At 35.8% G+C, this 25614-nt stretch carries 21 protein-coding genes; 4 read left to right on the top strand and 17 right to left on the bottom strand.

Annotation, left to right across the window (positions count from 1 at the left end; all coding sequences use genetic code 11):
* Positions 1–158: 158 nt before the first annotated feature.
* The 5 genes from RT250_RS02570 to RT250_RS02550 form a co-directional block, all read right to left on the bottom strand.
* Positions 159–2231 carry an alpha-ketoacid dehydrogenase subunit alpha/beta gene (locus RT250_RS02570; protein ID WP_313111855.1) on the bottom strand — a complete coding sequence of 691 codons (2073 nt, stop codon included), beginning with the start codon at positions 2229–2231 and terminating at the stop codon, positions 159–161.
* Positions 2232–2398: 167 nt separating this feature from the next.
* Positions 2399–3712, bottom strand: a complete 1314-nt coding sequence (locus RT250_RS02565) for a dihydrolipoamide acetyltransferase family protein (protein ID WP_313111853.1) — start codon at positions 3710–3712, stop codon at positions 2399–2401.
* A 10-nt stretch (positions 3713–3722) separates the two neighbouring features.
* Positions 3723–5063 carry a phenylacetate--CoA ligase family protein gene (locus tag RT250_RS02560; RefSeq protein ID WP_313111851.1) on the bottom strand — a complete coding sequence of 447 codons (1341 nt, stop codon included), beginning with the start codon at positions 5061–5063 and terminating at the stop codon, positions 3723–3725.
* Between the two features lie 2 nt (positions 5064–5065).
* Positions 5066–5662, bottom strand: coding sequence for an acyltransferase (locus tag RT250_RS02555; protein ID WP_313111849.1), 597 nt, complete (start codon positions 5660–5662; stop codon positions 5066–5068).
* Positions 5663–6017: 355 nt separating this feature from the next.
* On the bottom strand, positions 6018–6770 hold the full coding sequence (locus RT250_RS02550) for an enoyl-CoA hydratase/isomerase family protein (protein ID WP_313111847.1): 753 nt from the start codon (positions 6768–6770) through the stop codon (positions 6018–6020).
* 289 nt (positions 6771–7059) lie between these two features.
* Between RT250_RS02550 and RT250_RS02545 the strand changes: the two genes are divergently transcribed.
* Positions 7060–8040, top strand: coding sequence for a bile acid:sodium symporter family protein (locus tag RT250_RS02545; RefSeq protein ID WP_313111845.1), 981 nt, complete (start codon positions 7060–7062; stop codon positions 8038–8040).
* Positions 8041–8133: 93 nt separating this feature from the next.
* Entirely contained in the window at positions 8134–9795 is a 1662-nt protein-coding gene (locus RT250_RS02540; protein WP_313111843.1) for an ABC1 kinase family protein, read from the top strand.
* 71 nt (positions 9796–9866) lie between these two features.
* On the opposite strand, the gene paaZ is transcribed toward RT250_RS02540, so the two are convergent.
* The 5 genes from paaZ to RT250_RS02515 form a co-directional block, all read right to left on the bottom strand.
* Entirely contained in the window at positions 9867–12365 is a 2499-nt protein-coding gene (gene paaZ / locus RT250_RS02535) for a phenylacetic acid degradation bifunctional protein PaaZ (RefSeq protein WP_313111841.1), read from the bottom strand.
* A 46-nt stretch (positions 12366–12411) separates the two neighbouring features.
* On the bottom strand, positions 12412–13617 hold the full coding sequence (gene pcaF, locus RT250_RS02530; RefSeq protein WP_313111839.1) for a 3-oxoadipyl-CoA thiolase: 1206 nt from the start codon (positions 13615–13617) through the stop codon (positions 12412–12414).
* A 15-nt stretch (positions 13618–13632) separates the two neighbouring features.
* A complete protein-coding gene (gene ypfJ, locus RT250_RS02525; protein ID WP_313111837.1) occupies positions 13633–14493 on the bottom strand; it encodes a KPN_02809 family neutral zinc metallopeptidase in 861 nt (286 codons plus the stop codon).
* 13 nt (positions 14494–14506) lie between these two features.
* A complete protein-coding gene (gene nhaA, locus RT250_RS02520) occupies positions 14507–15841 on the bottom strand; it encodes a Na+/H+ antiporter NhaA (protein WP_313112172.1) in 1335 nt (444 codons plus the stop codon).
* Positions 15842–16141: 300 nt separating this feature from the next.
* Positions 16142–16552: a PaaI family thioesterase gene (locus tag RT250_RS02515; protein ID WP_313112170.1), complete on the bottom strand. Its 411-nt coding sequence runs from the start codon at positions 16550–16552 to the stop codon at positions 16142–16144.
* A gap of 202 nt (positions 16553–16754) precedes the next feature.
* On the opposite strand from RT250_RS02515, the gene RT250_RS02510 reads away from it, so the two are divergent.
* Both RT250_RS02510 and RT250_RS02505 read left to right on the top strand, forming a co-directional pair.
* Positions 16755–17948 carry a class I SAM-dependent rRNA methyltransferase gene (locus tag RT250_RS02510; RefSeq protein ID WP_313111835.1) on the top strand — a complete coding sequence of 398 codons (1194 nt, stop codon included), beginning with the start codon at positions 16755–16757 and terminating at the stop codon, positions 17946–17948.
* A 145-nt stretch (positions 17949–18093) separates the two neighbouring features.
* Positions 18094–19650, top strand: a complete 1557-nt coding sequence (locus RT250_RS02505; RefSeq protein WP_313111833.1) for an AbgT family transporter — start codon at positions 18094–18096, stop codon at positions 19648–19650.
* A 66-nt stretch (positions 19651–19716) separates the two neighbouring features.
* Here the strand turns inward: RT250_RS02505 and RT250_RS02500 are convergent, their stop codons facing one another.
* The 7 genes from RT250_RS02500 to paaC form a co-directional block, all read right to left on the bottom strand.
* On the bottom strand, positions 19717–21051 hold the full coding sequence (locus RT250_RS02500; protein WP_313111831.1) for a dipeptidase: 1335 nt from the start codon (positions 21049–21051) through the stop codon (positions 19717–19719).
* Positions 21052–21085: 34 nt separating this feature from the next.
* Complete coding sequence (locus tag RT250_RS02495; protein WP_313111829.1) at positions 21086–22255, bottom strand: 3-hydroxyacyl-CoA dehydrogenase NAD-binding domain-containing protein; 1170 nt, start codon at positions 22253–22255, stop codon at positions 21086–21088.
* Positions 22256–22311: 56 nt separating this feature from the next.
* Positions 22312–23091, bottom strand: a complete 780-nt coding sequence (locus tag RT250_RS02490) for an enoyl-CoA hydratase-related protein (protein WP_313111827.1) — start codon at positions 23089–23091, stop codon at positions 22312–22314.
* A gap of 160 nt (positions 23092–23251) precedes the next feature.
* On the bottom strand, positions 23252–23722 hold the full coding sequence (locus RT250_RS02485) for a thioesterase family protein (protein WP_313111824.1): 471 nt from the start codon (positions 23720–23722) through the stop codon (positions 23252–23254).
* Positions 23719–24054, bottom strand: coding sequence for an acyl-CoA thioesterase domain-containing protein (locus RT250_RS02480; protein WP_313111822.1), 336 nt, complete (start codon positions 24052–24054; stop codon positions 23719–23721). Before RT250_RS02480 ends, RT250_RS02485 begins: the two co-directional genes overlap by 4 nt.
* Before the next feature lie 162 nt (positions 24055–24216).
* Positions 24217–24717 carry a 1,2-phenylacetyl-CoA epoxidase subunit PaaD gene (gene paaD, locus RT250_RS02475; RefSeq protein WP_435373064.1) on the bottom strand — a complete coding sequence of 167 codons (501 nt, stop codon included), beginning with the start codon at positions 24715–24717 and terminating at the stop codon, positions 24217–24219.
* A 94-nt stretch (positions 24718–24811) separates the two neighbouring features.
* Complete coding sequence (gene paaC / locus RT250_RS02470; RefSeq protein ID WP_313111818.1) at positions 24812–25561, bottom strand: 1,2-phenylacetyl-CoA epoxidase subunit PaaC; 750 nt, start codon at positions 25559–25561, stop codon at positions 24812–24814.
* Positions 25562–25614 lie beyond the last annotated feature (53 nt).

Here is a 25614-nt window from a genome sequence, read left to right as displayed (position 1 = left end):
CATCTATATAGATGATCCTCTAGAATTTGGGGGGATAATATGTGTCAATTACTTTAGTAGTCCTATTTTAATTGGTTTTAAATAATTAGCTTGCTATAGCTAGAATTTTAAAAAAATTTAATATAGTGTTTATTTTTTAATTAATCATCAAAAACTCTTTAATATCCTAATATATCCAATATTTTCTTTTTAACCTTTTCAGTTGAAGGAATCATTGTCTCTTCAAGTGTTGAGTTTAACGGAATTGCTGGCATATTTTCTGAACCAATCAGCATTACTGGTGCATCTAAATATTGAAAGCATTCTTCTTGTATCCTTCCTTGAAGTCCTCTACTGAATCCATTTTCTGAAGGTTCTTCTGTTACAACTAGACATTTTCCACATTTTTTAACCGATTTAAAAACTGTTTCATAGTCTAAGGGATGAAGGGTTCTAAGGTCTACAACCTCAATTTTATCTTGCATTCCAAGTTCCTCAGAAGCATTCATTGCCCAATGCACTCCCATTCCATAAGTTATTATTGAAAGAGTTTCCTCATCTTCTTGCTTCCAAATTTCTTGTAATACCCAAGCTTTTCCAAAGGGTAAAATATAATTTTCTGCAGGTAATACCGAAGTAGCTCCTTTTGTTCCTTTCACTTTACTCCAATAAAGCCCTTTATGTTCAAAAATCACAACAGGGTTTGGGTCGTAATAAGCTGCTTTTAGAAGACCTTTAAGATCCGCTCCATTACTTGGATAAGCTATTTTTAGTCCACGGATATTTGTAACAATACTTTCTACTGAAGAAGAATGATAAGGCCCACCACTTCCATAAGCTCCAATTGGAACACGTAGTACCATTGAAACGGGCCATTTTCCTTCCGAAAGGTAACAACTACGACTAACTTCTGTAAATAACTGATTTAGTCCTGGCCAAATATAATCGGCAAACTGAACTTCAACGAAAGGTTTTAAACCTACGGCACTCATTCCAACTGTACTTCCAACTATAAAAGCTTCTTGAATAGGAGTGTTAAAAACGCGATTGTCGCCAAACTTTTCAGCTAAAGTTGCAGCTTCACGGAAAACTCCTCCCAATCGCCTTCCCACGTCTTGGCCATATAATAAGGATTCTGGATGCTTGCGCATAATTTCTTCAATAGCGGATAAAGCACAATCCACCATCACAACTTTTTCGGCACCTTTCGGACTTCTATCTCCAACTTCTTCGGTTATTTCGGTTGGTGCAAAATCATGCGTAAATAAATCTTCCGGTTTTGGGTCTTCTGCTGCAAAAGCTTTTTCTAATGCCTTTTTGACTTCGTTTTTAACTTCGCTCTCAATATCGTCTAATTCTTTTTGTTTAAAACCATTATCCAACAATAGTTTTACCATTTTAGGATATGGATCACGAGTCCTAGCTTCATCTAAATCGTCGCGATAAAATTCCATTCTAACACCTGAAGTATGGTGGTTTAATAAAGGGACTTTTGCGTGTATTAAAAATGGTCTGCGCTCAGTTCTTATTTTAGAAATTACATTCTGAAGTGTGTTGTAGCTTTCTTCAAAATCGGTTCCATCTATAGTTAATGCCTCCAGTCCGTTAAACCCTTTTGCATATTCATAAGCATTTTGAGCCCTTGTTTCGGCTGCGTTTGCTGAAATATCCCAACCATTGTCCTGAACCAAGTAAAGTATTGGCAGTTTTTTTAATACAGCCATTTGGAAGGCTTCAGCAACTTCGCCTTCGGTAACAGAAGCGTCACCTAAACTACAAATTACAATTGGTGCATCTAATTCTGAATTTTCAGTTTTGAATTCTGAATTAAATGATTCTTTATACCAAAAGCCTAAAGCTACCCCCGTGGCAGGTATAGCTTGCATTCCGGTAGCAGAACTTTGATGTGGGATTTTAGGCTTATCGTCATCTTTTAAGCTTGGATGAGAGTAATAAGTTCGCCCACCTGAAAAAGGATCGTCTTTTTTAGCTAAAACCTGGAGCATTAACTCATATGGTGTCATCCCAATAGAAAGTAAGATTGAATCATCACGGTAATATGGAAAAACATAATCTTGCGGTAAGAGTTGCATTCCTGCAGCTATCTGTATCACTTCGTGACCGCGTGAAGTTGCATGAACGTATTTTGAAACTGTCTTAAAGTTTTCTTCATAAATCTCAGTCATTCCTTTTGCAGTAACGAGAGTTTTAAAGGCTTTTTTAAGGGTTTCTTTATTTATTTTATTAACCATCGTTTCACGATTTTTAAGATTGTTCTCAGAGCTATTAGCTTTTTAAAATCTGTTGGCTCTAATTTTCAAATTTATTCTTTCTTTTATTCTTTTGGTTGATGTTGACATTTTGAATGGTACTTTTTGTAGTCAAAATGCATAAAGCAGGGTTGTGTTAATAGGCCTGACTAAAATTCCCTATTTACATCAAACTTCTCCATATAGTCTGCAATTCTTCTCAAAAAAGATCCCGCTAAATATCCATCAACTATTCTATGGTCAAATGAAAGTGAGAGGTACATCATATGGCGAATTTCAATAGTATCTCCCGTATCTCTTTCCATAACCTCTGCGCGTTTTTTTATAATTCCAGTTGCCAAAATTGCTGCCTCAGGTTGGTTAATTATTGGTGTACCCATCAAACTTCCAAAAGTTCCAACATTACTAATAGTAAAAGAACTTCCTTTGGTGTCGTCTCCTTTTAACTTATTGTCACGGGCTTTTCCTGCTAATTCGTTCGTAGCTTCAGCTAACTCTTTCAGGCTTTTTTTATCAGCTTTTTTAACCACTGGAACGATTAGGTTCCCTGTAGGTAGAGCAGTGGCCATTCCAATATTAATATCCTCCTTCACAATTACATTTTTACCATCTAAAGATGAATTTATCATTGGAAAATCGGTAATTGCTTTGGCTACACATTCAATAAATAATGGAGTGAATGTAAGCTTTTCATTGTGTTTTTTCTGAAATGGGATTTTGTTCTCATTTCGCCACTTTACCATTTCGGTAAGATCGGCTTCAACATATGCAGTAACGTGTGGAGATGTATGCTTTGAATATACCATATGGTCGGCAATCATTTGACGCATACGGTCCATTTCTACTATTTTCCCTTGGCCTTTGTCAAATTTTAAATCTGGCACTTGAAACCCTGTAGGCTCTGAAATTGGTTGTGCAAACTTAAACGGACGTCCACTTGCAATATATTCAGAAACATCACTCTTGCGTAAGCGTCCATCTTTTCCTGTTCCGGGAATTCGAGCTAACTCTTCATAGCTAATATGATGCTTTCTGGCGATACTATCAACCAAAGGTGAAATGAATAGGTTTTCGTTTACTTTGAATGATTTTGCGGGTGAACTTTGACTAGGCTTCGCAATTTCCTCTTTAGAAGCTGAACCAGCACTACTGCGCTGAACAATCTTATTTTTTGACGGTGATGATGAAGTTTTCGAATCCGATGATTTTAAACCTTCACTATCTGAAAGCTCTAAAATAGCTATAACTTCTCCAATTGGAACTACATCTCCATTACTGAATTTTTGTTCAATTAACTTTCCTGAAGCTGCTGCAGGGACTTCGTTATCCACTTTATCTGTAGCTACTTCTAAAAGTATATCTCCTTCTTCAAACCACTCTCCAACGTTAACGTGCCATTCTATGATGGTTCCTTCGGTAATGCTTTCGCCCATTTTGGGCATTCTAAATTCCTGCTTAGGCATATTTAATTTTTTAAGAATTTCGTAAGTCAATGATACGGTTTAATTTTCCTCCTTCACTTTTAGGGATTGCTCCATAACAATTCAAGGTCACCTTAATACTTAATCCTACTTTATCTTTTATATTTTTTTTCAATTGATTACAAATAGAAGTTAGTGCTGAATTCCTTAAAACTTCATCTTCTTTGAATCCTTTTTCAAAACCTAACTTAATTTGAAAGTCTGTATTGGTTTCAACTTTAACCTCTACTTGATCTGATAAACCATTTTTGCTGACAATTAGCTGATAGTTTGGTGCTAATTCTTTATACTCCTGAAAAATTTCTTCAATTTGAGTGTGAAATAAATTTACACCTCTAATTATAAGCATATCATCTGAGCGTCCTTTAATTTGTCCCATTTTAATGTGGGTTCTAGATGTGCTATGGTCGTAAGACAAGCTGCAAATATCATTAGTCCAATACCTCAAAAAAGGCATAGCTTCTTTTGTAAGTGTGGTGAATACTAACACACCTTCTTCTCCATAAGGAAGTGGTTCACCCGTGTCTCTATCTACAATTTCAGGAAAGAAATGATCTTCCCATATATAACTACCTGTGCCTTGCTCATTATAAGCTTCCTGTGAGACTCCAGGACCTATAACTTCACTTAACCCATAAATATTAGTCGCTTTTACACCTAGAGATGCTTCTATGTCATTACGTATAGCTTCTGTCCAAGGTTCAGCTCCTAAAATAGCATATTTTAAATTAAGGTCGGATATTTTTAGGTTTCTTTTTTCTAATTCAAAAGCGATGGTTTGGGCATATGAAGGGGTGCAGCAAATTACTTCAGGCTGAAAATCTTGTAATAAAGTAATTTGTCTATCGGTCATTCCAACTGAAACAGGAACTACAGACATTCCTAATTTTTCTGCTCCATAGTGAATTCCAAGCCCGCCAGTAAATAGACCATAACCATAGCTATTATGCATTTTCATTCCAGGCATTGCACCTCCAGCACCCAAAGATCGAGCAACAACTTCTGAGAAAATATCTAGGTCTTTTTTTGAATATGCCACCACTGTTGGTTTTCCTGTAGTACCGCTAGAACAATGAATTCGCGCTAATTGGTTTTCAGGTACAGTTAAAAATCCAAAAGGATACTGATCTCTTAAATCTGTTTTTTTGGTGAAAGGAAGCTTGTGGATATCATTAATCGATTTTATTGATGACACATCAATTCCTGATTCATCAAAAAGATTTTTATAAAACGGAACGGTTTTATATACTCGGTTTACGAGATTCACTAGACGTTCACTTTGTAGCTTCCTAAGCTTTTCAAGAGGAAGTGTTTCTATTTCTCTATTATACATTATTATTTTTTTCTAAAATCTTGAAGTGTTTTATAAAAATCTTCTTGAACAGGTCTGTTTTTTGGAATTTCGCGTAATGGTTCGACCTCCTTTAAACTTTTATGACAATCATTTGGTAATTGTTGATACAATCTTGTTCCCGCCGTTTTCCATGCAATCATATCATCTGATATATCTTTAATTGCTTTAGCAGGATTGCCTACAATCAAACTTCTTTTGGGAAATTTTTCTTCAGCTTTTACAAAACTCATTGCACCAACAATACATTCGTCACCAATTTTAGCATCGTCCATTATAACGCTATTCATCCCGATTAAACAATTCCTGCCTAAATTGGCGCCGTGAATTACTGCGCCGTGGCCTACATGAGCACCTTCTTTTAAAACAATACTTTTACCTGGAAACATATGAACTGTACAGTTTTCTTGTACATTAACTCCGTCTTCCAAAATTATCTCCCCCCAGTCTCCACGAATTGCAGCGCCCGGTCCAATATAGCAGTTTTTTCCAATAATTACATTCCCAGTTACAGCAGCCAGTGGATGAACAAAACTAGACTCGTGAATTACTGGAATGTGGCCTTTGAATGAATAGATCATAATTTAGTTTTTAGAGGAGAATGATGAGAGCGCCTCGCTTTGGGAGGTTAATCATCTTATTTTTTTTTAAATGTCGCTTTAATGTTGAAATCAATTTACCTAATATCGTTGTCGTTTTCTATTTTCTTCATCGGTTTCAAAGCTTATGTATTGTTACAATTGTGCCATGGTAGGTGCAGCTATATGTCATTAAAACTGCGCCTTAACATTTTTAAATAACGCCCAAAGTTTACACTGGTACTATCTAAACTTTGCCAATATTAAAAGTAATTGAGGCTGCTGTGCAAACAAACTGATATGATAGTTTACAAAATTCGTGACTTGGAAGCATTTCTACTTGCTTGTCTACAAACTATTATTGAAACCTTTTTAGTGTTTCTTTCGTAAAATCACTTAAAACCAATCTTCCTGAAATTACTGCTCTTTCGGCTAAAAGTTCATCCCAATCTTCGGTGCCGCTCCAAAAAACTTTTTTCATTTCTTTCATTGCCTCAGGGTTATACTTGCAAAGGTTTTCAGCAAAGTTTTGAACAGCTTCATCCATTTCTTCAGTGGTGTCGTAAACTTGATTGTATAATCCTTTTTGCTTCGCCCACTCGGCATCGTAAAAAGAATTGGCGTCAATGGCTATTTGACTAAAACCACTTGTTCCTAATTTTCTTTCCACAGCTGGACCAACTACAAACGGGCCGATACCAACGTTTAGTTCACTCAATTTAATTGCAGCAAATTTTGTTGCCATACAATAATCTGTGGCCGACGCAACGCCAACGCCACCACCAACAGTCTTTCCTTGAATTCTACCTATGATAAACTTTGGGCATTTGCGCATTGCATTAATCACATTAGCGAAACCGCTAAAAAATTTTTTTCCTGTTTCGGCATCGTTGATGCTGATTAATTCATTGAAACTTGCACCTGCACAAAAAGTTCTGTCGCCACCACTTTTTAATATGATGACTTTTACATTATCATCGTTGCCAACTTCTGTAATGGTATTTGCAAGTTTTGCCAATAAATCACCAGGTAAGCTGTTGTGTGCTGGGTGAAAAAATTCGATGGTTGAAATTTCGTTTTGAGTGCTGTGTTTTACGTATGCTTCATTCATATTATTTCGCTTTTTATGCGGATTTTCGTTCGGTTACAATTTATTCAAAATAAAAGACTTTTCCTTTTTAAATGATCTTTTTAACCATTCAAAAGGCCTGCAAAAACTAGGGTCTTTTCTAGTCCTACAAAATAAATCAACTTTTTATAAATTTAATGCCTAATTGAACTTTTATGATCTAGATTTTAATCGAACAATTGGTAATATATTTTAAAACCATATTTGTTCTAATTTTATAAAATACGTCATCTTAAAATGCTCAGCACTTATATCTTTGTTGAAAAATACTATGCTCAAGAAACTTAAAATTGATTCGTTTGTAATAGCAATTGTAATTAGTATTATTCTTGCCTACTTTTTCCCTCAACTTGCGGTTTCAAGCAGTCCTGTACCTATGGGAACGGTTAGTAGTATTGGTATTTCTTTTATTTTCTTTTTTTATGGCTTAAGTCTAAATTCTGAAGCCATTAAAAATGGGCTGAAAAATTGGAAGTTACACCTTACTGTTCAGAGTTCTACATTTATCCTTTTTCCGCTTTTAATATTGCCGTTTTACCCGCTTTTTAATAACTCAGATTATGAACTTCTTTGGTTGGCATTTTTATTTATGGCAGCATTGCCCTCTACGGTTTCTTCTTCGGTTGTGATGGTTTCAATGGCAAAAGGAAATTTACCTGCAGCAATTTTTAATGCAAGCATATCGGGAATTATCGGGATAGTATTAACACCGCTTTGGATGATGCCATTTATAAGTCAAACAGATGTAGCTTTCGATTTTTCTTCCATTTATATTCAGTTGATTACTGAAATTTTAATCCCCTTAATACTGGGGCTTTTACTTCGGAAGTATTTTGGAGCTTGGGCACAAAGGCATAAAAAACAATTGAGCTTATTTGATAAGTTTGTGATTTTGCTGATAATATATAAAAGCTTCGTTCAATCGTTTGAGGATGAAATATTCTCTAGCGTAAGTGTATTAGAAATGGGCGTTATGGTAATTTTGGTACTACTTCTGTTTTTTGTTGTGTACTCTCTAACAAGATGGTTTGGGAAACTGCTCAATTTTAATCACGCCGACAGAATTACAAATCAATTTTGTGGGACTAAAAAATCTTTAGTCCACGGAACTGTATTTTCGGAAGCACTTTTTGGGCAGACTAGTATAATTGGAATAGTGCTTTTACCACTGATGTTTTATCACGCCTTTCAGATATTAATTATTAGTGTTATCGCCACTAAGAAAGGAAAAGAAAGAATTGCGGAGGATTAAAAACGAATTGGGGATTTATTATACCTAAATTTATCCTAAAGCTCGTATAGGCAGTTAAGTAAATTTTGTAGTTTTCATAAAAAATTACAAATTATGAGTCTACTACCTGATCAATACGACAAGTATATCCGTTTTTTTAAATTTATGATGAAGTATTGGAACAGCGATGTCTTTTCCTATACAGAAGAAAGAATAGCCGATTCTGAGTCCGAAATTGAATCGGAAAACTTCGAACATTCGCCTGAAGAACTTGCGGAAGACTTAAAAAGTATGGGGCCTACTTATGTTAAGCTCGGTCAACTTCTTTCAACCCGTCCAGACTTATTACCCCCTCCATTTTTAGAAGCCTTAGCGACACTTCAGGATGATGTTGAGAATGTAGATTATCAGGAGATCGAAACCATCTTTAAGGAAGAATTGGGAGTTCGTATATCCAAAGCATTCGCATCTTTCGAAAAAGAACCTTTGGCAAGTGCTTCTATTGGTCAGGTTCATCGTGCGGTGCTGCACTCCGGAAAAACAGTTGCCGTAAAAGTACAACGTCCAGGAATTCGGAAGCGATTTATTGAGGATTTAGATACCTTGATGTCTATTTCGGAAAAGCTTGAAACTTATAGTGAAATGGGACGTAATTATGCTATTCACAGTGTGATCGAAGAACTTCGATATGTATTGTTGAAGGAGCTAGACTATACTTTGGAAGCTCAAAATTTGGCTACATTAAAAAAGAATCTAGCTGAATTTGAACATATGTTCATTCCTGCTCCAATAATGGATTATTGCTCTTCCAAGGTGCTTACAATGGAATTTGTTGAAGGAGGGAAAATCACAAAGGTTTCACCTTTAAAACGTCTCGACATTTCTTTTGAACCTTTGGTGGATGAATTGGTAAAGAGCTATTTAAAACAAATTATAGTGGATGGATTTGCCCACGCCGATCCACATCCGGGAAATGTTTACTTAACGCCAGAAAATAAAATTGCGCTTATGGACTTGGGAATGGTAGCCAAGTTCAGCAATGAAATGCAAGAAATCATTTTAAAATTGATGATTGGCTTAAGTAATTACGATGGTTCTCGGGTTGCAGATATACTCCTAAGTATAAGCGAATACGATGACAAGAAGGATGTGTCGAATTTCAAAAAAGATGTAATTCGCAAAATTCAGGAAAATGAAAATGCTCGGGCTAAGGATTTGCAAACAGGTAGAATTTTAATAAAAATGAACCAAATGGCTGCAAAAGAAAGTATTCATATTCCCGTAGAACTGAATATTCTAGGAAAGATTCTACTCAATCTAGACCAAATAGTGGCCTATCTCGCACCCAAATACGACGTGCAGCAAACCGTAAAAGATTACGTTAAGCTTTTGATGCAGCAGCGAATGAAGGAGAATTTAAAACCAGAAAATTTAATGGAGGTATTTCTAGAAATGAAGGAGCTAACAGAAAATTTACCTTATCGATTAAATAAATTCTCAGAACTTCTAGCGGATAATAGGTTGAAAATTAAAGTTGATGCTATTGATGAAGAGCGATTTACGGGTGCCTTTCAAAAGGTGGCCAATCGAATTACAGCAGGGCTTATCATCGCAGCTTTAATTATTGGAGCAGCGATGTTGGTAAGAGTTCCTAGTTCATGGACCATTGCTGGTTATCCAGGATTTGCCTTTATACTATTTGTAATTGCTGCGATTATTGGACTTTATCTCTTATATGAAATTCTACTAAAAGACGAGAGTAAAAAAGAAAAGTAGATGTTTCTAAATTAAAATGGTCCCTTAAAACTAAGAGACCATTTTAAATTTAATAGAATATATCTAGATAATTAAATCAACCCAAACTGTTCAAAATGGTGGTTTAGGTGTTTTCTTTCTAGTAGATAGGATTCATATTTATTCAATTCACCAAAAACCATATTTTTGAGAACAGCGTCAGGATTTTCCTTGAAAAAAGAAACATATTCTTCTCTTGCTTTAAAAAATTTCTCTTTAGCGGTTGCTAAATCCGGATGTTTTAAATCTTCCAACTCTCCCTTTTTCAAAGTAGGGTAGTGTGAGTTTTGAGGGAATTTTTCATAATTATAAAGACTGTTTTTAACTTTCTCTACAATTTTTTCAGGAGTTACAATTTCAAAATCTTGAATTTGCCCTCCAAGAATTTTATACGATTCTTCTAAATGCTCTAGCATATGTTGTGGTGTCATAATACCCCATTTTGGCTTAACATTTTCGGTTAATTTGTTTACCAGTTCTTGAATTTTCTCTTCGGTCATCTCAGTAAAAACCTCTTGTTTCTTTTCAACCATCGTTAAAATTGTCGCTACTGCAACCAATTCATCTTCGGCGTCAAAAACTTCAACAAACCACTTTACTATTCCACTCGGATGTTCTGAAGAAGCTACGTCGCGATCAACTTTTTGCTTACACGTTAGTCGAACATAAATAGTGTCATTATGATATAACGGACGAAGGAATCTACAATCTTCTAGTCCATAGTTTGCAGCTACTGGACCTTTATTAGGATAAACAAATAGTCCTGCTGCAGCTGCAATAATGAAGTAGCCGTGAGCTGTTCGTTTTTCGAAAATACTTCCATCTAGCGATGTGATATCTGTATGAGCATAAAAATGATCCCAAGTAAGATTCGCAAAGTTTATAATGTCTGAATTTGTAAGTGTTCGCTTGTGAGTTTTAAGCGACATACCCGGTCTTATGTCTTCCCAATGATATGCAAATGGATGTTTATCTGCTTCCTTGTAATCTGCATTTGCTTGGTATATTCCTGTGATTTCAGTTAGCGTGGTTGGCGAACCTTGAATAGCTGTACGTTGCAAATAATGCTTTATACCTCGCATTCCACCCATTTCTTCACCTCCACCAGCACGTCCTGGACCACCGTGAACTAAACTTGGTAGTGGTGAACCGTGCCCTGTACTTTCCTTAGCGCTTTCTCGATTTATCACTAAAATTCTACCGTGATGTGAAGCAGCATTTATTACGTAATCTTTTGCAATTTTATCATCATTGGTAGCGATAGAAGAGACTAAGGAACCTTTCCCCATTTGAGCTAAAGTAATAGCTTCATCTAAGTTCTTATAAGGCATGATAGTACTAACAGGTCCAAATGCCTCTGTTTCGTGAACAGATAAGTTTTTAAAAGGATTGTCTTCACGAAGTACAATGGGAGCTAAGAATGCCCCTTTTTTAGCATCAGCACCAATTACCTCAATTTTATCTAAGTCGCCATAAACTATACTTGCTGTTTTTGACAACTCTTGAACGCGTTCACGCACTTCTTGTACTTGGTCTAAACTTACCAAGGAGCCCATTCTTACTTCTTTTAGTCGTGGGTCTCCAATAGTTACTTTTGAAAGTGCTTGTCCAAGTGCTATTTGAACATCTTCAACTAAGTTTTCAGGGACAATAACACGACGGATAGCAGTACATTTTTGACCGCATTTTACGGTCATTTCATTGCGTACTTCTTTTATAAATAAATCAAATTCTGGGGTTCCCGGAATGGCATCTTTTCCTAGAATAGAAGCGTTTAACGAATCGGCTTCCATAGTAAAAGGAACCGCTTCCTCGATAATTCTAGGATGTGCTTTTAACATACGCCCAGTAGTTGCAGAACCTGTGAATGTTACGACATCTTGAGATTCTACAGTATCTAATATAGTTCTTGCAGATCCTGTGATAAGTTGTAAGGCACCTTCAGGGAGTATTCCAGAAGCAATAATCTCTCGAACTACTGCTTCTGTTAGGAATGAAGTATTGGTTGCAGGCTTAACTACAGCAGGTACACCTGCCATCCAGTTTACTGCACATTTTTCTAACATTCCCCAAACTGGGAAGTTAAAAGCATTAATGTGTACTGCAACTCCGCGTTTTGGCACCATAATATGATGTGCCATAAAACGACCTCCACGAGAAAGATCTATTGGGTCTCCTTCAACGTGATAAGGTTGATTAGGGAAAAGTTTTCTAAGAGAAGCATTAGCAAATAAGTTTCCGAATCCTCCTTCAATATCTATCCAACTATCAACTTTTGTAGCACCCGTTCTATAGCTTATCTCATAAAAATCGGCTTTCTTTTTTACTAGGTGAAGAGCTAAGGATTTTAGCATATTTCCGCGCTCTTGAAAGGTCATTTTACGAAGTACTTCTCCACCTTTCGTTCTTCCGTAATGAAGAATTTCTCCAAAATCGAGTCCTTCAGTATCAGAAAGGGCAATAACTTCACCGGTAATAGCGTCGTGCATAGGAACACCTTCGCCTTTACCTTGAACCCATTGTCCTGTTATGTAATTATGTAATTTTTTCATTATAATTTTATTAAGCAATTCACTTTTTAAGTGAAATACATTTTTTTTAAACGCGCTCGATTACTGCAGCATAACCTTGCCCAACACCAACACACATTGTAACCAAGGCGTATCTCTTGTTTTGTTCTTTTAATTCTAAGGCTGCTGAATAAGTAGTTCTAGCTCCTGTTACTCCAAGTGGATGGCCAATTGCAATTGCACCTCCATTTGGATTTAATCTTGGGTCATCATCTTTCAACCCCCATGCACGAGTACAAGCTAATGCTTGTGCAGCAAAAGCCTCATTAAGCTCGATAACATCCATGTCATCCATAGTTAATCCTGCTTTTTCTAACGCCTTGTTAGAAGCTTCAACAGGACCAATACCCATAATTCTTGGTTCAACCCCAACTACGGCAGAACTTACAATTCTTGCAATTGGTTTAAGATTGTATTTTTTTACGGCGTTTTCTGAGGCAATAATTGTTGCTGCTGCGCCATCATTTAATCCTGATGAATTTCCCGCGGTTACACTACCGCCTTCTTTTTTGAAAGCTGGACGTAGTTTTCCTAAAACTTCTAATGAAGTGGATGGCTTTATAAATTCATCTTTTGAAAATAATATTGGATCTTTTTTGCGTTGTGGAATTTCAACGGTAACAATCTCTTTTGCTAATCTTCCGTTTTCTTGTGCTTTAGTAGCTTTCTGCTGACTCCAAAGTGCAAATTTATCTTGGTCTTCTCTTGAGATATTATACATCTCAACAAGGTTTTCAGCGGTATTTCCCATACCATCTGTACCGTATTCTTCCTGCATTTTTGGATTGATAAAACGCCATCCAAAACTTGAATCGTACATTTTAGAATCGTTTCCAAAAGCACTTGAAGGTTTAGCAATTACGTATGGGCCGCGGGTCATATTTTCTACGCCACCAGCAATAAATAAATCGCCATCTCCAGCTTTTATTGCTCTGTTTGCATGAATAATTGCTGATAAACCTGAACTGCAAAGTCTATTAACCGTTTCCCCAGGCACAGTGTAAGGTAATCCTGCTAAAAGCGAAGACATTCTGGCGACGTTTCGATTGTCTTCTCCCGCTTGATTTGCGCATCCCATGATAACATCGTCATAAGCATCGCTAGGAATATCTGGGTTTCTTTTTACTACTTCTTTAATTACAATTGCACCTAAATCGTCTGTGCGAACTGTAGATAAGGTTCCTTTGTAATTTCCTATTGGCGTTCTAATTCCGTCAATTATATATGCTTCCATTAAAGTTTTTGAATGTTAATTTAATAATTCTGCAAATGTGTCTCCTTGTCTTACATCTCCACTTTTAAAACCCTTCATAAACCAAGTCATACGTTGCTCAGAGGTTCCGTGTGTAAAACTATCTGGAATAACATCTCCACGTGTTCTTTTTTGAATGGCGTCATCACCTACGGCATTTGCTGCACTTAAGGCTTCTTCTATGTCACCTTCTTCCAAATATTTTTGGTTGTAGTGGGCCCAAACACCTGCATAAAAATCTGCTTGAAGCTCTAAAGCAACCGACAGTCTGTTAGCTTGTGCTTCACCCGACTGACGTTGCAATTGTGTTACTTTTCCAGAAGTTCCAAGTAATGTTTGAACGTGATGTCCAATTTCGTGTGCAGTTACATAAGCGATGGCAAAGTCGCCACCTTTTGCTCCAAAACGGGATTTTAATTCATTAAAGAACACTAAATCCATATAAACTTTTTGATCTGCAGGACAGTAAAATGGTCCTGAGGCTGAGCTAGCATTTCCACACCCTGTTCTAACTGCATCTGTAAAAAGCACCATTTTAGGCTCTTGATAATTACCTAAGTTATTCTCGTTAAAAATTTGTCGCCAGGCATCTTCAGTATCAGCTAATACTGTTGCCATAAAATCGCCCATTTCTTTTTCTTGAGCAGTGAGTTCTCTTTGTTCAACTTGTTGTGAAGTTCGACTGTTTCCAATCTGTTCAACAATTGGGGCGAGTTGTTTGCCTGTATCGCCGCCGAAAAAATTTAGAGCCAATACTATTATAGTAACTACAATACCACCACCAGCAGCCATTTTGCCCTTGCTCATTCCTCGTCGGTCTTCAAGATTACCGCTCTTTCTTCTACCTTTCCATTTCATATTATTAAACCTATTAAGATGTTTTTTTAAATTGCTTGTTCAGAATAAAATATCCTAATAACCCACCTATAATGGATGCTATAAAGATACCTATTTTCGCTTGTGTTTTATATTCTTCATGTGTAAACGCCAATTGAGTTATAAATAGAGACATTGTAAATCCGATAGCTGCTAATAACGCTAAACCAGTAAGGCTTTTGAGATTCATTAATTTAGGAAATGATGCAATGTTCAGTTTTACTGCAAGCCAGCTGAAGCCAACAATTCCTATAACTTTTCCTACTAATAATCCTAATCCCACTCCAATTGCAACATTGGTGCTAAATAACTTATCTATTTCAATATTAAATACTGTAACCCCGGCATTTGCCAAAGCAAAAATTGGGAGTATTATAAAGTTTACGAAGGGAGTCATCGCATGCTCTAACCTCTGAAGTGGTGGAATGGCTTTTTTGGTGTCTAAACTAACACGCTCGAGTATATGTAATTGTTTGTTAGTTAAAGTTGGAATTAAATCGTCAGGATCAGTATTTTTAAACCTAAACAAATGCTTTTTAATCCTCGCCATATATATGCTCTCTTTAATTCTTACGTTGGCAGGAATCATAAAAGCAGCTAGAACTGCTGCGATAGTGGCGTGAATTCCTGATAAAATAAATGCAGTCCAAACGCCTACAATCCCTATTATGGCATAGTAGATAATGCTTCTTACCCCCATTCTATTACCAATGAACATCATTAATAAAAATGCAAAACCAATAGCAAGATTTAGGAATGAGATATTAGATGTATAGAAAAATGCAATTACCAAAACAGCCCCTAAATCATCGACAATGGCTAGGGCTGTTAAAAAAACCTTTATGGAAAGAGGAACTCTGTTACCTAAAAGATATAAAACTCCCAATGCTAACGCTATATCAGTTGCCATCGGGATTCCCCATCCACTATGAACTTCCCCTGTAGGATTCAAGGCTAGATAGATAGCAGCAGGAACCAACATACCTCCAATTGCAGCAGCAATGGGAAGCATAGCTTTTCGAATATTAGACAATTCTCCAGCGACAATTTCTCGTTTTAATTCGAGACCTACTACAAAGAAGAAAATAGCCATTAAACCATCGTTAATCCATTCAGAAATACTGTATTCTAGGTAAGGACTTCCGTCAAAATAAAAACCAAATTCGTGTTCGAAAAAATGATGATATTGCTCGTGAATTGGTGAATTAGCAAGGATAAAAGCGATTATAATGCTTATTCCCAAAACGAGGGCTCCAGATTTCTCTTCTTGCATTAATTTTGCAAAAGGTCTTTTTATTTTATCAATAGGATATTTTTTTACTTTCATCAGTTTTAAGATTTCGAAAATTTTATCAAAACTATTTAATGCGTTTCATTAAAAGGTTAAGTTTTTATTAAAAAATAACAAACTTTTAGGTCTGTAGATGAAGTGCTAACCTCGCTTTACTCTTGTCTTTTTAAATAATTCAAAATTGAATATTTTTATGTTAAATTTAGTATTGATATTTGAAAAAAATAACCGTTTTTAAACAAACAACAATTGTAAAGTATAGAACACTATTCTTATTAAGAGCAGCATTTTCTAAAATATCAAGAAATAAAGGAACTGCAAAGGAAATATAAAATTATTCTACTCTTCAGTCCATTCTTTTGAAGTTCTATAGCCAACTCCTTTAAAAAGTGCAACTAACTCCTCTTCTCGTTTAATTTCAACAATATAAAATGCCAGCTTGTTTTTCGTTCTCTCAATTACAGATTCCGCAATTATGTAATCTCCTTCTTCTAAGGCTTCAATATGATTATTAGAAGTCTCGATAGATACAGCAAATTTACCTTGAGAGTTAGCTGCAAATCCAAAGGCAGTATCTGCTAAAGAAAATGAGATTCCTCCGTGGGCTTTTCCCATACTATTTAGCATATCATTTCTAATATGCATACCAAGTTTGGCATACCCTTTTTTAAGTTCTAAAATTTCAATTCCAAGCCAAGAGCTGAAAGGATCCAAAGAAAGCATTTTACTGGGTATGTCTTCAGGATTCATTTTTGAACCAAAGGAATTATTATTGTTTTCAATCATATATTAGATTAAAATGAAACAAGCTAGATTTAATACAAAAATAGGACATTAAATATAGACATTTGTAAAATCTTATTATTTATGAAGATTAAGTAATTTTAACCCCAACTATCATTTACTTTTTTCTTTTAAACAACTATACTTTCACCTTACAACACAGCTATATATGGCATCTCCAATTTCTTTGGCAATAAAACTTAAACCTACTGCTGAAAAGTTAGTTAAACAGGGACATCCTTGGATATTTTCAGAAAGTATTGAAAAAATTAATAAAACAGGAAAACCTGGAGATATTGCTATACTATTCGATCAGAGAAGTAATAAAGTGTTTGGAATTGGGCTTTACGACCCAGATTCTCCAATTCGAATTAAAATGATTCATTTAGGAGGTGGTGCGAAAATAAATGAAGAATTTTTTAAAAAGAAAACTTTTGAAGCGTACGAAATTCGTAAACAATTATTAAAAACTGATACAAATGCGTATCGTTTAATTTTTGGAGAAAATGATGGGCTTCCAGGTCTAATAGTTGATATTTATAATAATGTAGGAGTAGTAAAACTGTATTCTCCTATTTGGTTATTATATCTTAAAATGCTAGTACGTGCTATTGTTGAAGCAAGTCAAGTAGAAAGTTTAGTGCTTCGTCTAAGTAGAAACCTCCAAAAAATGAAAATTTCTTTTAAAGAAGGAGATGTGCTTTATGGCAATTTTGATAATCAGTCAGTAACATTCAAGGAGTATGGAGTAAACTTTCAAGCAGATCTTTTACTAGGACATAAAACAGGTTTTTTTCTTGATCATAGAGCAAATCGATATAGAGTAGGACAGCTTGCTAAAGACAAGACTGTTCTTGATGTGTTTTCATATGCCGGTGGATTTTCGGTTCACGCTTTGGCTGGGGGAGCGAAAGAAGTTACAAGTTTAGATTTCAGTAAACAGGCATTAGAATTAGCACAACAGAATGCAAATTTAAATAATCACGACGGCAAACACTTCACTTTAGCTGGGGATGCTTTTGAGCTTTTAAACGATATGGTTAAGCACAAAAAGCAGTTTGATATTGTGGTAATCGATCCGCCTTCTTTTGCTAAAAGTAAAAAGGAAATTGATGTCGCTAAAAAGAAATATGCCGAATTAACGACTCTCGGAATTCAATTAACGAGAAAAAACGGATTGTTGTTGTTAGCTTCTTGTTCTTCTAGAATTAAGGCAGATGAGTTTTTAAATATTCACCGTGAAGAATTTGACCGTTTAAATGTTGCGTATCAATTAGAAGAATTTACACAACACGATATCGATCACCCGATTGGTTTTGAAGAAGGAGCTTATCTGAAGTCTGGATACTATAGAATATCCTAGCAATTTTTACATATCTCAGAAAATTGTAATAATAAGATTTGCTACTTTTAAAAAATCTTAAGTTTAAGAAAAAATTGTATGTTAGTCTTTTTTTTAATCGCATTTAAATGGATTTTTGAGCCATTTATTTGTTTTACCCATGAATATGAATACAACTAACAAAACCACCTCAGAAAAAAAAGGATTTGTAACCAAACTACTAGATTCAGTTGAGCGAATAGGAAATAAATTACCCGATCCTGCTATTCTATTTTTTGTCTTAATGCTCCTAATTTGGGTGCTGTCTGCAATCTTTTCGACTTTAGAGTTTTCAGAAATAGATCCTACTACTGGTTCTTCAATTCAGATTCACAACCTTCTTACAAGTGCCGCATTAGCTAAATTTCTTTCAAGTATGGTAACTGTGTTTACTAGTTTTGCTCCTTTAGGAATTGTTCTTGTAGCCATGTTGGGAGTAGGTGTTGCAGAGTATTCTGGATTTATAAATGCAGGTTTAAAATCGATGTTGCGAATTACACCGAAAGCACTTTTAACCCCCATGTTAATTTTAGTTGCTATAGTTTCACACACAGCAACCGATGCGGGATATGTGTTGGTAATTCCTTTAGGTGGTATTATTTTTTATGCCGCTGGTCGTCATCCTATTGCTGGAATTGCTGCAGCTTTTGCTGGTGTTTCGGGTGGGTTTAGTGCAAATTTTGTCCCTTCTGGAATTGATCCATTATTACAGGGATTCACGCAATCTGCCGCTCAGATTATAGACCCAGCTATTCAGTTAAATCCATTAAATAACTGGTATTTTACCTCAGCTTCAACGTTACTTATAGTTTTAATAGGTTGGTATATTACAGATAAAATAGTTGAACCTCGCCTGAAAAAAGTTCCAGTAGTTGTTGAAGAAGGAGAAGAGGTTAATATGGGTTCTTTAAATAAGCAAGAGAAGAAGGCGTTTTATGCGGCTTGTTTAGCAATGATATTGGGTTTAATAGGATTGTTTTTATGGGCTTATCCTGAAGATTCAGCTCTACGTGACCCGAAAGGTGAAATCACTTCCTTTTCAGCACCATTGATGCAATCGATAGTGCCGTTAATTTTTATCATATTTTTAATTCCAGGTGTGGTATATGGAATGATGTCTAAAACCTTTAAAACGAGTAAAGATATTATTGAGAGTATGACCAAATCTATGAGTGGAATGAGTTATTACATTGTAATGGCTTTTTTCTGTGCATTGTTTATTGATGCTTTTGCTAAATCTAATCTCGGGGCTTTATTGGCATTAAAAGGAGCTTCAGGACTTCAATCTTTAAATCTACCTGCTCAAATTACCATTGTGGGAATTATTATTCTCACAGGATTTGTAAATATCTTTATCGGGTCGGCCTCAGCTAAATGGGCGCTTATTGCTCCTGTTATGGTTCCTATGTTAATGCAGCTAGGAATATCGCCAGACCTAACTCAAGCTTCATATAGAGTAGGGGATTCGGTATCCAATATTATTACCCCGTTAATGCCTTACTTCCCCTTGGTAGTTGTTTATTGTCAGAAATATGTAAAAGGTACCGGAATTGGCACATTAGTTTCAACCATGGTACCGTACTCAATTGCATTTTTCATTTTTTGGACCATTTTCCTATTGGTTTATTGGGCACTAGGAATTCCTCTTGGACTACAAGCTAGCTATGAGTATATAGCATCATAACGTTATACTAAAAAGCCTTCCAAATTTTTGGAAGGCTTTTTAAATCTGTTTGAAAACGAAATAAGCTTAAGTCGCTTTTTCTTCGCTTTGAAGTTTAAAAGCTACTTTTTCTACTTCTTCCATTACACGAAGTAGATTTTCACCCCAAAGTTTTGCGATGTCTTCTTCACTATAACCGCGTTTTACTAATTCTAAAGTAACATTAAGAGTTTCTGAAGCATCTCTCCATCCAAAAATTCCGCCACCGCCATCAAAATCAGAACTAATTCCTACGTGATCAACGCCTAAAAGTTTTACCATATAGTCTATATGATCTACAAAATCTTTTACATCTACCGGAGGTGCAATAGGATTAACCTCTTTTTCAATCCGTGGTTTTGCAGTTGCCTGAAGTTTTCTGTATTTATCTAAATATGCTTCAGCTTCATCTTTATTCAATTCTCTGTATTCAGGCCAGCTTAAGATTTTTAAATCCATTTCTGAAGCAATTTCATCCAAAATTGTTTGGGATGCGGCTTTGTGAATAGAATCTTTTTTAGAGTTGATATAACTAGCAAAAGCTACAGCTTGAACTACACCACCATTTTCTTTTATCGCTAAAAGCTCATCATCCCAAAGATTTCTACTTACATCATTTAATGCACGAGCAGAAGAATGTGAGGCTATTACAGGGGCCTTTGTAAGTGCTAATGTTTCTTTGTTTGAACCTGTAGATGGATGCGAAACATCAATCATTATTCCTAAACGGTTAAGTTCGGCAACAGCTTCTTTTCCTAACTCACTTAGATTGTTTTTATAAAGCCATACATTGTCTTCTTCCCCCGTATTTGAATCTGCTAACTGATTATGACCATTGTGAGCCAGTGATAGATAACGTGCTCCACGATCGTAAAATTCTTGAAGTTTAGAAATGTCTTCCCCCATAGGATAACCGTTCTCTATACCTATAAGAGCAACTTTTTTACCAGAGGTAGCAATACGGCGTACATCATCAGCAGTAGTGGCAAGTTTTATTTGGTCTGAAGCGTAATCTGTAGCTAAACGATGAATGGCATTAAACTTAGCGTCTGCATTTTCATATGCTTTTTTGTAGCCCTCTGTTGTTAAATCACCTTGTCCTGTATATACAATTAAGAACACAGCATCTAAACCACCTTTAGCCATTTTAGGCAAATCCACTTGAACTGGAAGTTCTTGGGTGTAGTTTTTTTCTGCGGTGAAATTGCGGACATCAAAATCAACGTGGGTGTCAATGGTTATTACATTGTCGTGAATTCTCTTTGCTTTTTCTAATACTGTTTCAGCAGTATTATTGTCTTCTTCTTTTTTCTCTTCTTTCTTATTTCCACAAGATCCAAGAATAAAAGATAAAGCCAAAACTAAATAAGTAAACTTCTTCATATTTATTTCGATTTAAAACCTAATTATTTTCAATTTAAACGTCGAATGTACTTCCGTTATCCTTCATTTTTCTCAAAATCGGAGAACAACGGTAGCGATCTTCGTGATATGTATCGTAAAGCTCATCCATTTTCTCTACACACCAATCGATTCCTTTTTCGTTCGCCCAAGCCAATAAACCATTTGGATAATTTACTCCTTTAGTCATTGCATTGTCTATGTCTTCCGCAGATGCAATATTCCAGAAAAGGGCATCAGCAGCTTCATTAATTAGCATTACTAATATTCTTTCAAAAACGAGCTTTTCAATGTTTAAGTCATCTTTAAACACAGGTTCAGGTTTTACGGCATTTTCTCCATAGTTGTAAAAACCTCTACCAGTTTTTCTTCCTAAATATCCAGCTTCTGCAAAACGTTTTTGTGTGAATGAAGGTTTGTATCGTGGATCGTAATAAAACGCTTGAAAAACAGTTTCGGTAACCGTATAGTTTACATCGTTTCCTATAAAGTCCATAAGTTCAAACGGACCCATTTTAAAACCTCCATAATTTGTCATAGTCCAATCGATAGTAGCAAAATCGGCAATGCCTTCTTCGTAAATTCGGAGTGCTTCTCCGTAAAAAGGTCTTGCAACACGATTCACAATAAATCCAGGTGTGTCTTTGGCTACTGCAACTGTTTTACCCCAGTCTTTAATGGTTTGAACAGAAATGTTTAAAGTTTCTTCAGAGGTTTGTATCGCAGGAATAACCTCAACTAATTTCATTAATGGAGCAGGGTTGAAGAAATGAATTCCTATACAACGCTCAGGTTTTTCTAATGAAGAGGCGATAGAGGCAATAGACAGGGAAGACGTATTTGAAGCCAATATACAATCGTCACTTACAAACTTTTCAATCGTTGAAAACACGTTTTTCTTGATGTCGAGGTTTTCAATAATTGCCTCAATAGTCATATGGGAATCTTTTAATTCCTTAAGTGTATTTACATATTTTATATTATTTTGAATGCGCTCCTTTTCATTAGCATCGATTCGTCCCTTTTCAACCAACCGATTCATGATTTTTTCTAAATCGGCTTTAGACTTTTCCAAAGCATCGGTTTTTGTATCGTAAATTTTAACCGTGCATCCAGCTGTTGCTGCTACTTGTGCAATTCCTGCGCCCATTGTACCTGCGCCAATTATTCCAATATTTTTAATCATTTCTTATTTTTTAGACTTTTAATATTTAACAAACCTTGATTCGAGTTTTGCTAATATTACTTTCCTTTAAATTCAGGTTTTCTTTTGTTTACGAAAGCATCTACTCCTTCAGCGTAATCTTCACTTTGAGCTGCTTCAATTTGAAGTTTGCTTTCTAAATCTAATTGCTCTTCCAATGAATTTGTCATGGATTGGTTTAATAATCGCTTTGTAAGCCCTAATGCTTTGGTAGGCATGTTGGCTAAGGTATTGGCAATAGTATTTACTTCTTCTGAAAAGTTTTCTGAAGAAATTACCTTGTAAACCATTCCCATTTTTTCAGCGTCTTGAGCGGATACTTTATCGCCAAGCATCATTAAAGCTGAAGCTTTCTGAAAACCAATTAAACGAGGAAGAAAAAAAGTTCCTGCGCTATCTGGAACCAGCCCAATCTTGCTAAACGCCTGAATAAAACTTGTATTTTCTGATGCAATTACTACATCACAAGCCAAAGCAATATTCGCCCCAGCACCTGCGGCTACACCATTAATAGCTCCAATAACTGGTTTTTCAATACTTCTAATTCGAGAAATAATCGGATTATAGTGTTCTTCAAGAATTTTTTTGAATCCAGGATTTAACTCTGGAGAAGTTACTTCTTTTAAATCTTGACCAGCACAAAATGCTTTCCCCATACCCGTTATTACTATTGCTCTAATATCTGGATTGTTTTCACAGGCATCCAATTCACTTTGAAGTAGGAGGGCCATTTCTCTATTAAAACTGTTGAAAACTTCTGGACGATTTAATGTTAGGTATGCGGTTTTATCTTTTATTTCTTTAATTATAGAAGCCATATTATGTGTTTATATAATGAATTTCTTATTGAACGACTAAAGATAATACTTTGTCGAAGTCCTTTAATACAAAAATAGAAAGAGTTGTTGAAATCTGATGCTAACTCCATAGTTATCCCTGGTATATCCCCACTATACTTCATAAGTTTATTAAACCAAATTAAGATACCTTTCTAACTGTCAAAATTTGCTCGGCGTGGCCAATGGGTCCTTTCTCGTCATGAAGTACTGCAGTTGTTAAACCAATACCGTCTTGTCCATATTGTTGATCAACTTCTAGACCTAACCACGTTCCTGCAGGCAAGCGATAGAGATGGATTTGTAAATCGACATTAGGAAACATATGAGTAAAGGGATTTTCCTGTCTAACTACCACTCCATTCATGGTATCTACCATTCCCATTAGTTTTACAAAAGGGCTTGTGGTTTCTCCTTTTACCATTTCCAACTTATTTGTAATCCAAACCTTTCCTTTTCCAGGGCGACGTTCAACTACTTTAATATTTTTTGAAACAGATTGAATATATCCACCACTCCAAACAGACATACCTTCCCAATTAGGTAAAGTCTTGTAAGAGGGCATTGGGCTATCTTCCAATCCAGCAACTTTTGAAGTGTCTTCGGTGATCATCCTCCAAGTGCGTGCAATAATGCAGGTTCTTCCCTTAGCTTCAAAAACCGATTAAGAAGTTCAATAGTTCTTCCTGGACGGATACACCGAGTAGTAATTTGAAAGTCGTCCAAATGAATCATTCCCAATATATCCAAGCTGATGCGACTAATTCGCATGTCGTCTCTTGGTTGGAACTTTTCTAACTCTGCACAAATAGCGCCTGTAGCTGGGGCCATATGCTGTTCGTTATCATTCCAGGCTCCTTGAGTGTTTTTAGTAGGGCGATAGTGTGCCACTTGCGTGCCGTCTGTTTTTATTTCACGATTGAGTAGTTCGTAATAAAATCCCATAGTTTTTTTTTGACAAATTTAAACAATCTCAAGCGTGAAACTATTGAGATTAATGATTGAGAGAATTCTCATTACAGAAACACGACCGCTGCGCTATAAGAAACAAGAATCAAGACTAAAGTATTTAAGCACTAAGGATGAAATTCCAGCCTACGAGAGAATTTATTTCAGGCATTTAAAATAATCGAATGGCTCGTGGCAATCGTCACATTTAAAAAGTGCTTTGCAAGCTGTAGAACCAAACTGACTCACTAGGTGTGTATTTGTACTGCCGCATTGCGGACATTTAACCATCTTTTTATTTCCAAGTAAAACGTCTTTGTCGTGGGTTTCTGAAAGAGGACGCGCAATCCCGTATTCTTCCATTTTTTGAAGTCCCTCTTCAGATATCCAATCGGTGGACCATGCAGGGGAAAGAACCAGTTCTACTTCAACTTTTTTTCCTACATTCTCGAATGCTATTTTCAAATCATCTGAAATAACGTCCATAGCTGGACATCCAGAGTAGGTAGGGGTAAGTTTTATCTTTACAACTCCGTTTACTTCTATTGCTTCGCGAATAACTCCTAGTGCCAAAACCGATAACACAGGAATCTCCGGGTCTGAAACGGTTTTCAAAACTGGGATTAAATCTTTATCAATATTTGGACTTTCGGTCAACAATTTGTTTTTTTTAAATTTCAGTATTCAATATAGTACTAACTTCTAAAGCGCTATTTTAAGTAGCAAGAGTATAAATTAAAGGTGAAAGGTATAACTACCAATTCATATTAGGGTAGGTGCGCTGCATATATTGCAAATCGGCTAAAATATATCCCATATGCTCTGTGTGAACTCCTTCTTTTCCACCTTTTGTAAAATATTTATTTTCAGGTACAGTAAGAGTAGCTTCAGTTAAAAGTTCAGAAACTTCTTTGTAATATTCTTCTTTAAATTTGGATACATCAATTCCAATTCCTTCTTTAATAACTTCTTTTTCAGCATCGGTTAAATAGAAAAGTTCATCGGTGTATCTCCAAAGGTCGTCGATGGCTTCTTGCATTTTTTTATTACTCTCTTCGGTTCCGTCGCCCAATCGTTTTACCCAGTCACCAGAAAAACGCTTGTGGTAGCTTACTTCTTTAATTCCTTTTTTGGCAATAGCAGCTAAGTTTTCATCTGGACTATTCTGAAGTTTTTCCATTAACATATAGTGATAAACATCGAAAAGATATTGTCTGCCAATAACAAACCCAAAATGAGTGTTGGGTTGCTCTACTAAAAGACAGTTTTTGTAGTCTCTTTCAATTCGTAAGAAAGCGATATCGTCTTCAGTTTTATCTTCACCTACCAATTTAGCAGCGTATTGATAATAACTTCTTGTTTGTCCAAGCAAGTCCAATGATATATTGGTAATTGCAATATCTGTTTCCAAACTTGGGCCGTGACCACATAGCTCCCCCAATCTTTGGGCTAGAATTAGTGAGTTGTCAGCAATTGTTAGGAGGTATTTATAGAGGTTATTCATTTTTAAAAGACATTAAGTAATGAAGGTTTGGTATTATTTATTTCATTGATAAA

The sequence above is a fragment of the Aequorivita sediminis genome (assembly GCF_032080575.2).
GTDB lineage: Bacteria > Bacteroidota > Bacteroidia > Flavobacteriales > Flavobacteriaceae > Aequorivita > Aequorivita sediminis.
The sequence above is the reverse complement of the archived record's forward strand: the minus strand, read 5'-3'. Positions and strand labels throughout refer to the sequence as shown.

Excerpts from the sequence above, each read along its gene's own strand:
- RT250_RS02510 (WP_313111835.1), top strand. The coding sequence starts at position 16,755 with ATGGCATCTCCAATTTCTTTGGCAATAAAACTTAAACCTACTGCTGAA.
- paaC (WP_313111818.1), bottom strand. The coding sequence starts at position 25,561 with ATGAATAACCTCTATAAATACCTCCTAACAATTGCTGACAACTCACTA.
- RT250_RS02555 (WP_313111849.1), bottom strand. The coding sequence starts at position 5,662 with ATGATCTATTCATTCAAAGGCCACATTCCAGTAATTCACGAGTCTAGT.
- pcaF (WP_313111839.1), bottom strand. The coding sequence starts at position 13,617 with ATGGAAGCATATATAATTGACGGAATTAGAACGCCAATAGGAAATTAC.
- paaZ (WP_313111841.1), bottom strand. The coding sequence starts at position 12,365 with ATGAAAAAATTACATAATTACATAACAGGACAATGGGTTCAAGGTAAA.
- RT250_RS02490 (WP_313111827.1), bottom strand. The coding sequence starts at position 23,091 with ATGGCTTCTATAATTAAAGAAATAAAAGATAAAACCGCATACCTAACA.
- RT250_RS02485 (WP_313111824.1), bottom strand. The coding sequence starts at position 23,722 with ATGATCACCGAAGACACTTCAAAAGTTGCTGGATTGGAAGATAGCCCA.
- RT250_RS02505 (WP_313111833.1), top strand. The coding sequence starts at position 18,094 with ATGAATACAACTAACAAAACCACCTCAGAAAAAAAAGGATTTGTAACC.
- ypfJ (WP_313111837.1), bottom strand. The coding sequence starts at position 14,493 with ATGAAATGGAAAGGTAGAAGAAAGAGCGGTAATCTTGAAGACCGACGA.
- RT250_RS02565 (WP_313111853.1), bottom strand. The coding sequence starts at position 3,712 with ATGCCTAAGCAGGAATTTAGAATGCCCAAAATGGGCGAAAGCATTACC.
- RT250_RS02560 (WP_313111851.1), bottom strand. The coding sequence starts at position 5,063 with ATGTATAATAGAGAAATAGAAACACTTCCTCTTGAAAAGCTTAGGAAG.
- RT250_RS02480 (WP_313111822.1), bottom strand. The coding sequence starts at position 24,054 with ATGGGATTTTATTACGAACTACTCAATCGTGAAATAAAAACAGACGGC.
- RT250_RS02515 (WP_313112170.1), bottom strand. The coding sequence starts at position 16,552 with ATGAATCCTGAAGACATACCCAGTAAAATGCTTTCTTTGGATCCTTTC.
- RT250_RS02540 (WP_313111843.1), top strand. The coding sequence starts at position 8,134 with ATGAGTCTACTACCTGATCAATACGACAAGTATATCCGTTTTTTTAAA.
- RT250_RS02495 (WP_313111829.1), bottom strand. The coding sequence starts at position 22,255 with ATGATTAAAAATATTGGAATAATTGGCGCAGGTACAATGGGCGCAGGA.
- RT250_RS02570 (WP_313111855.1), bottom strand. The coding sequence starts at position 2,231 with ATGGTTAATAAAATAAATAAAGAAACCCTTAAAAAAGCCTTTAAAACT.
- RT250_RS02550 (WP_313111847.1), bottom strand. The coding sequence starts at position 6,770 with ATGAATGAAGCATACGTAAAACACAGCACTCAAAACGAAATTTCAACC.
- RT250_RS02545 (WP_313111845.1), top strand. The coding sequence starts at position 7,060 with ATGCTCAAGAAACTTAAAATTGATTCGTTTGTAATAGCAATTGTAATT.
- RT250_RS02500 (WP_313111831.1), bottom strand. The coding sequence starts at position 21,051 with ATGAAGAAGTTTACTTATTTAGTTTTGGCTTTATCTTTTATTCTTGGA.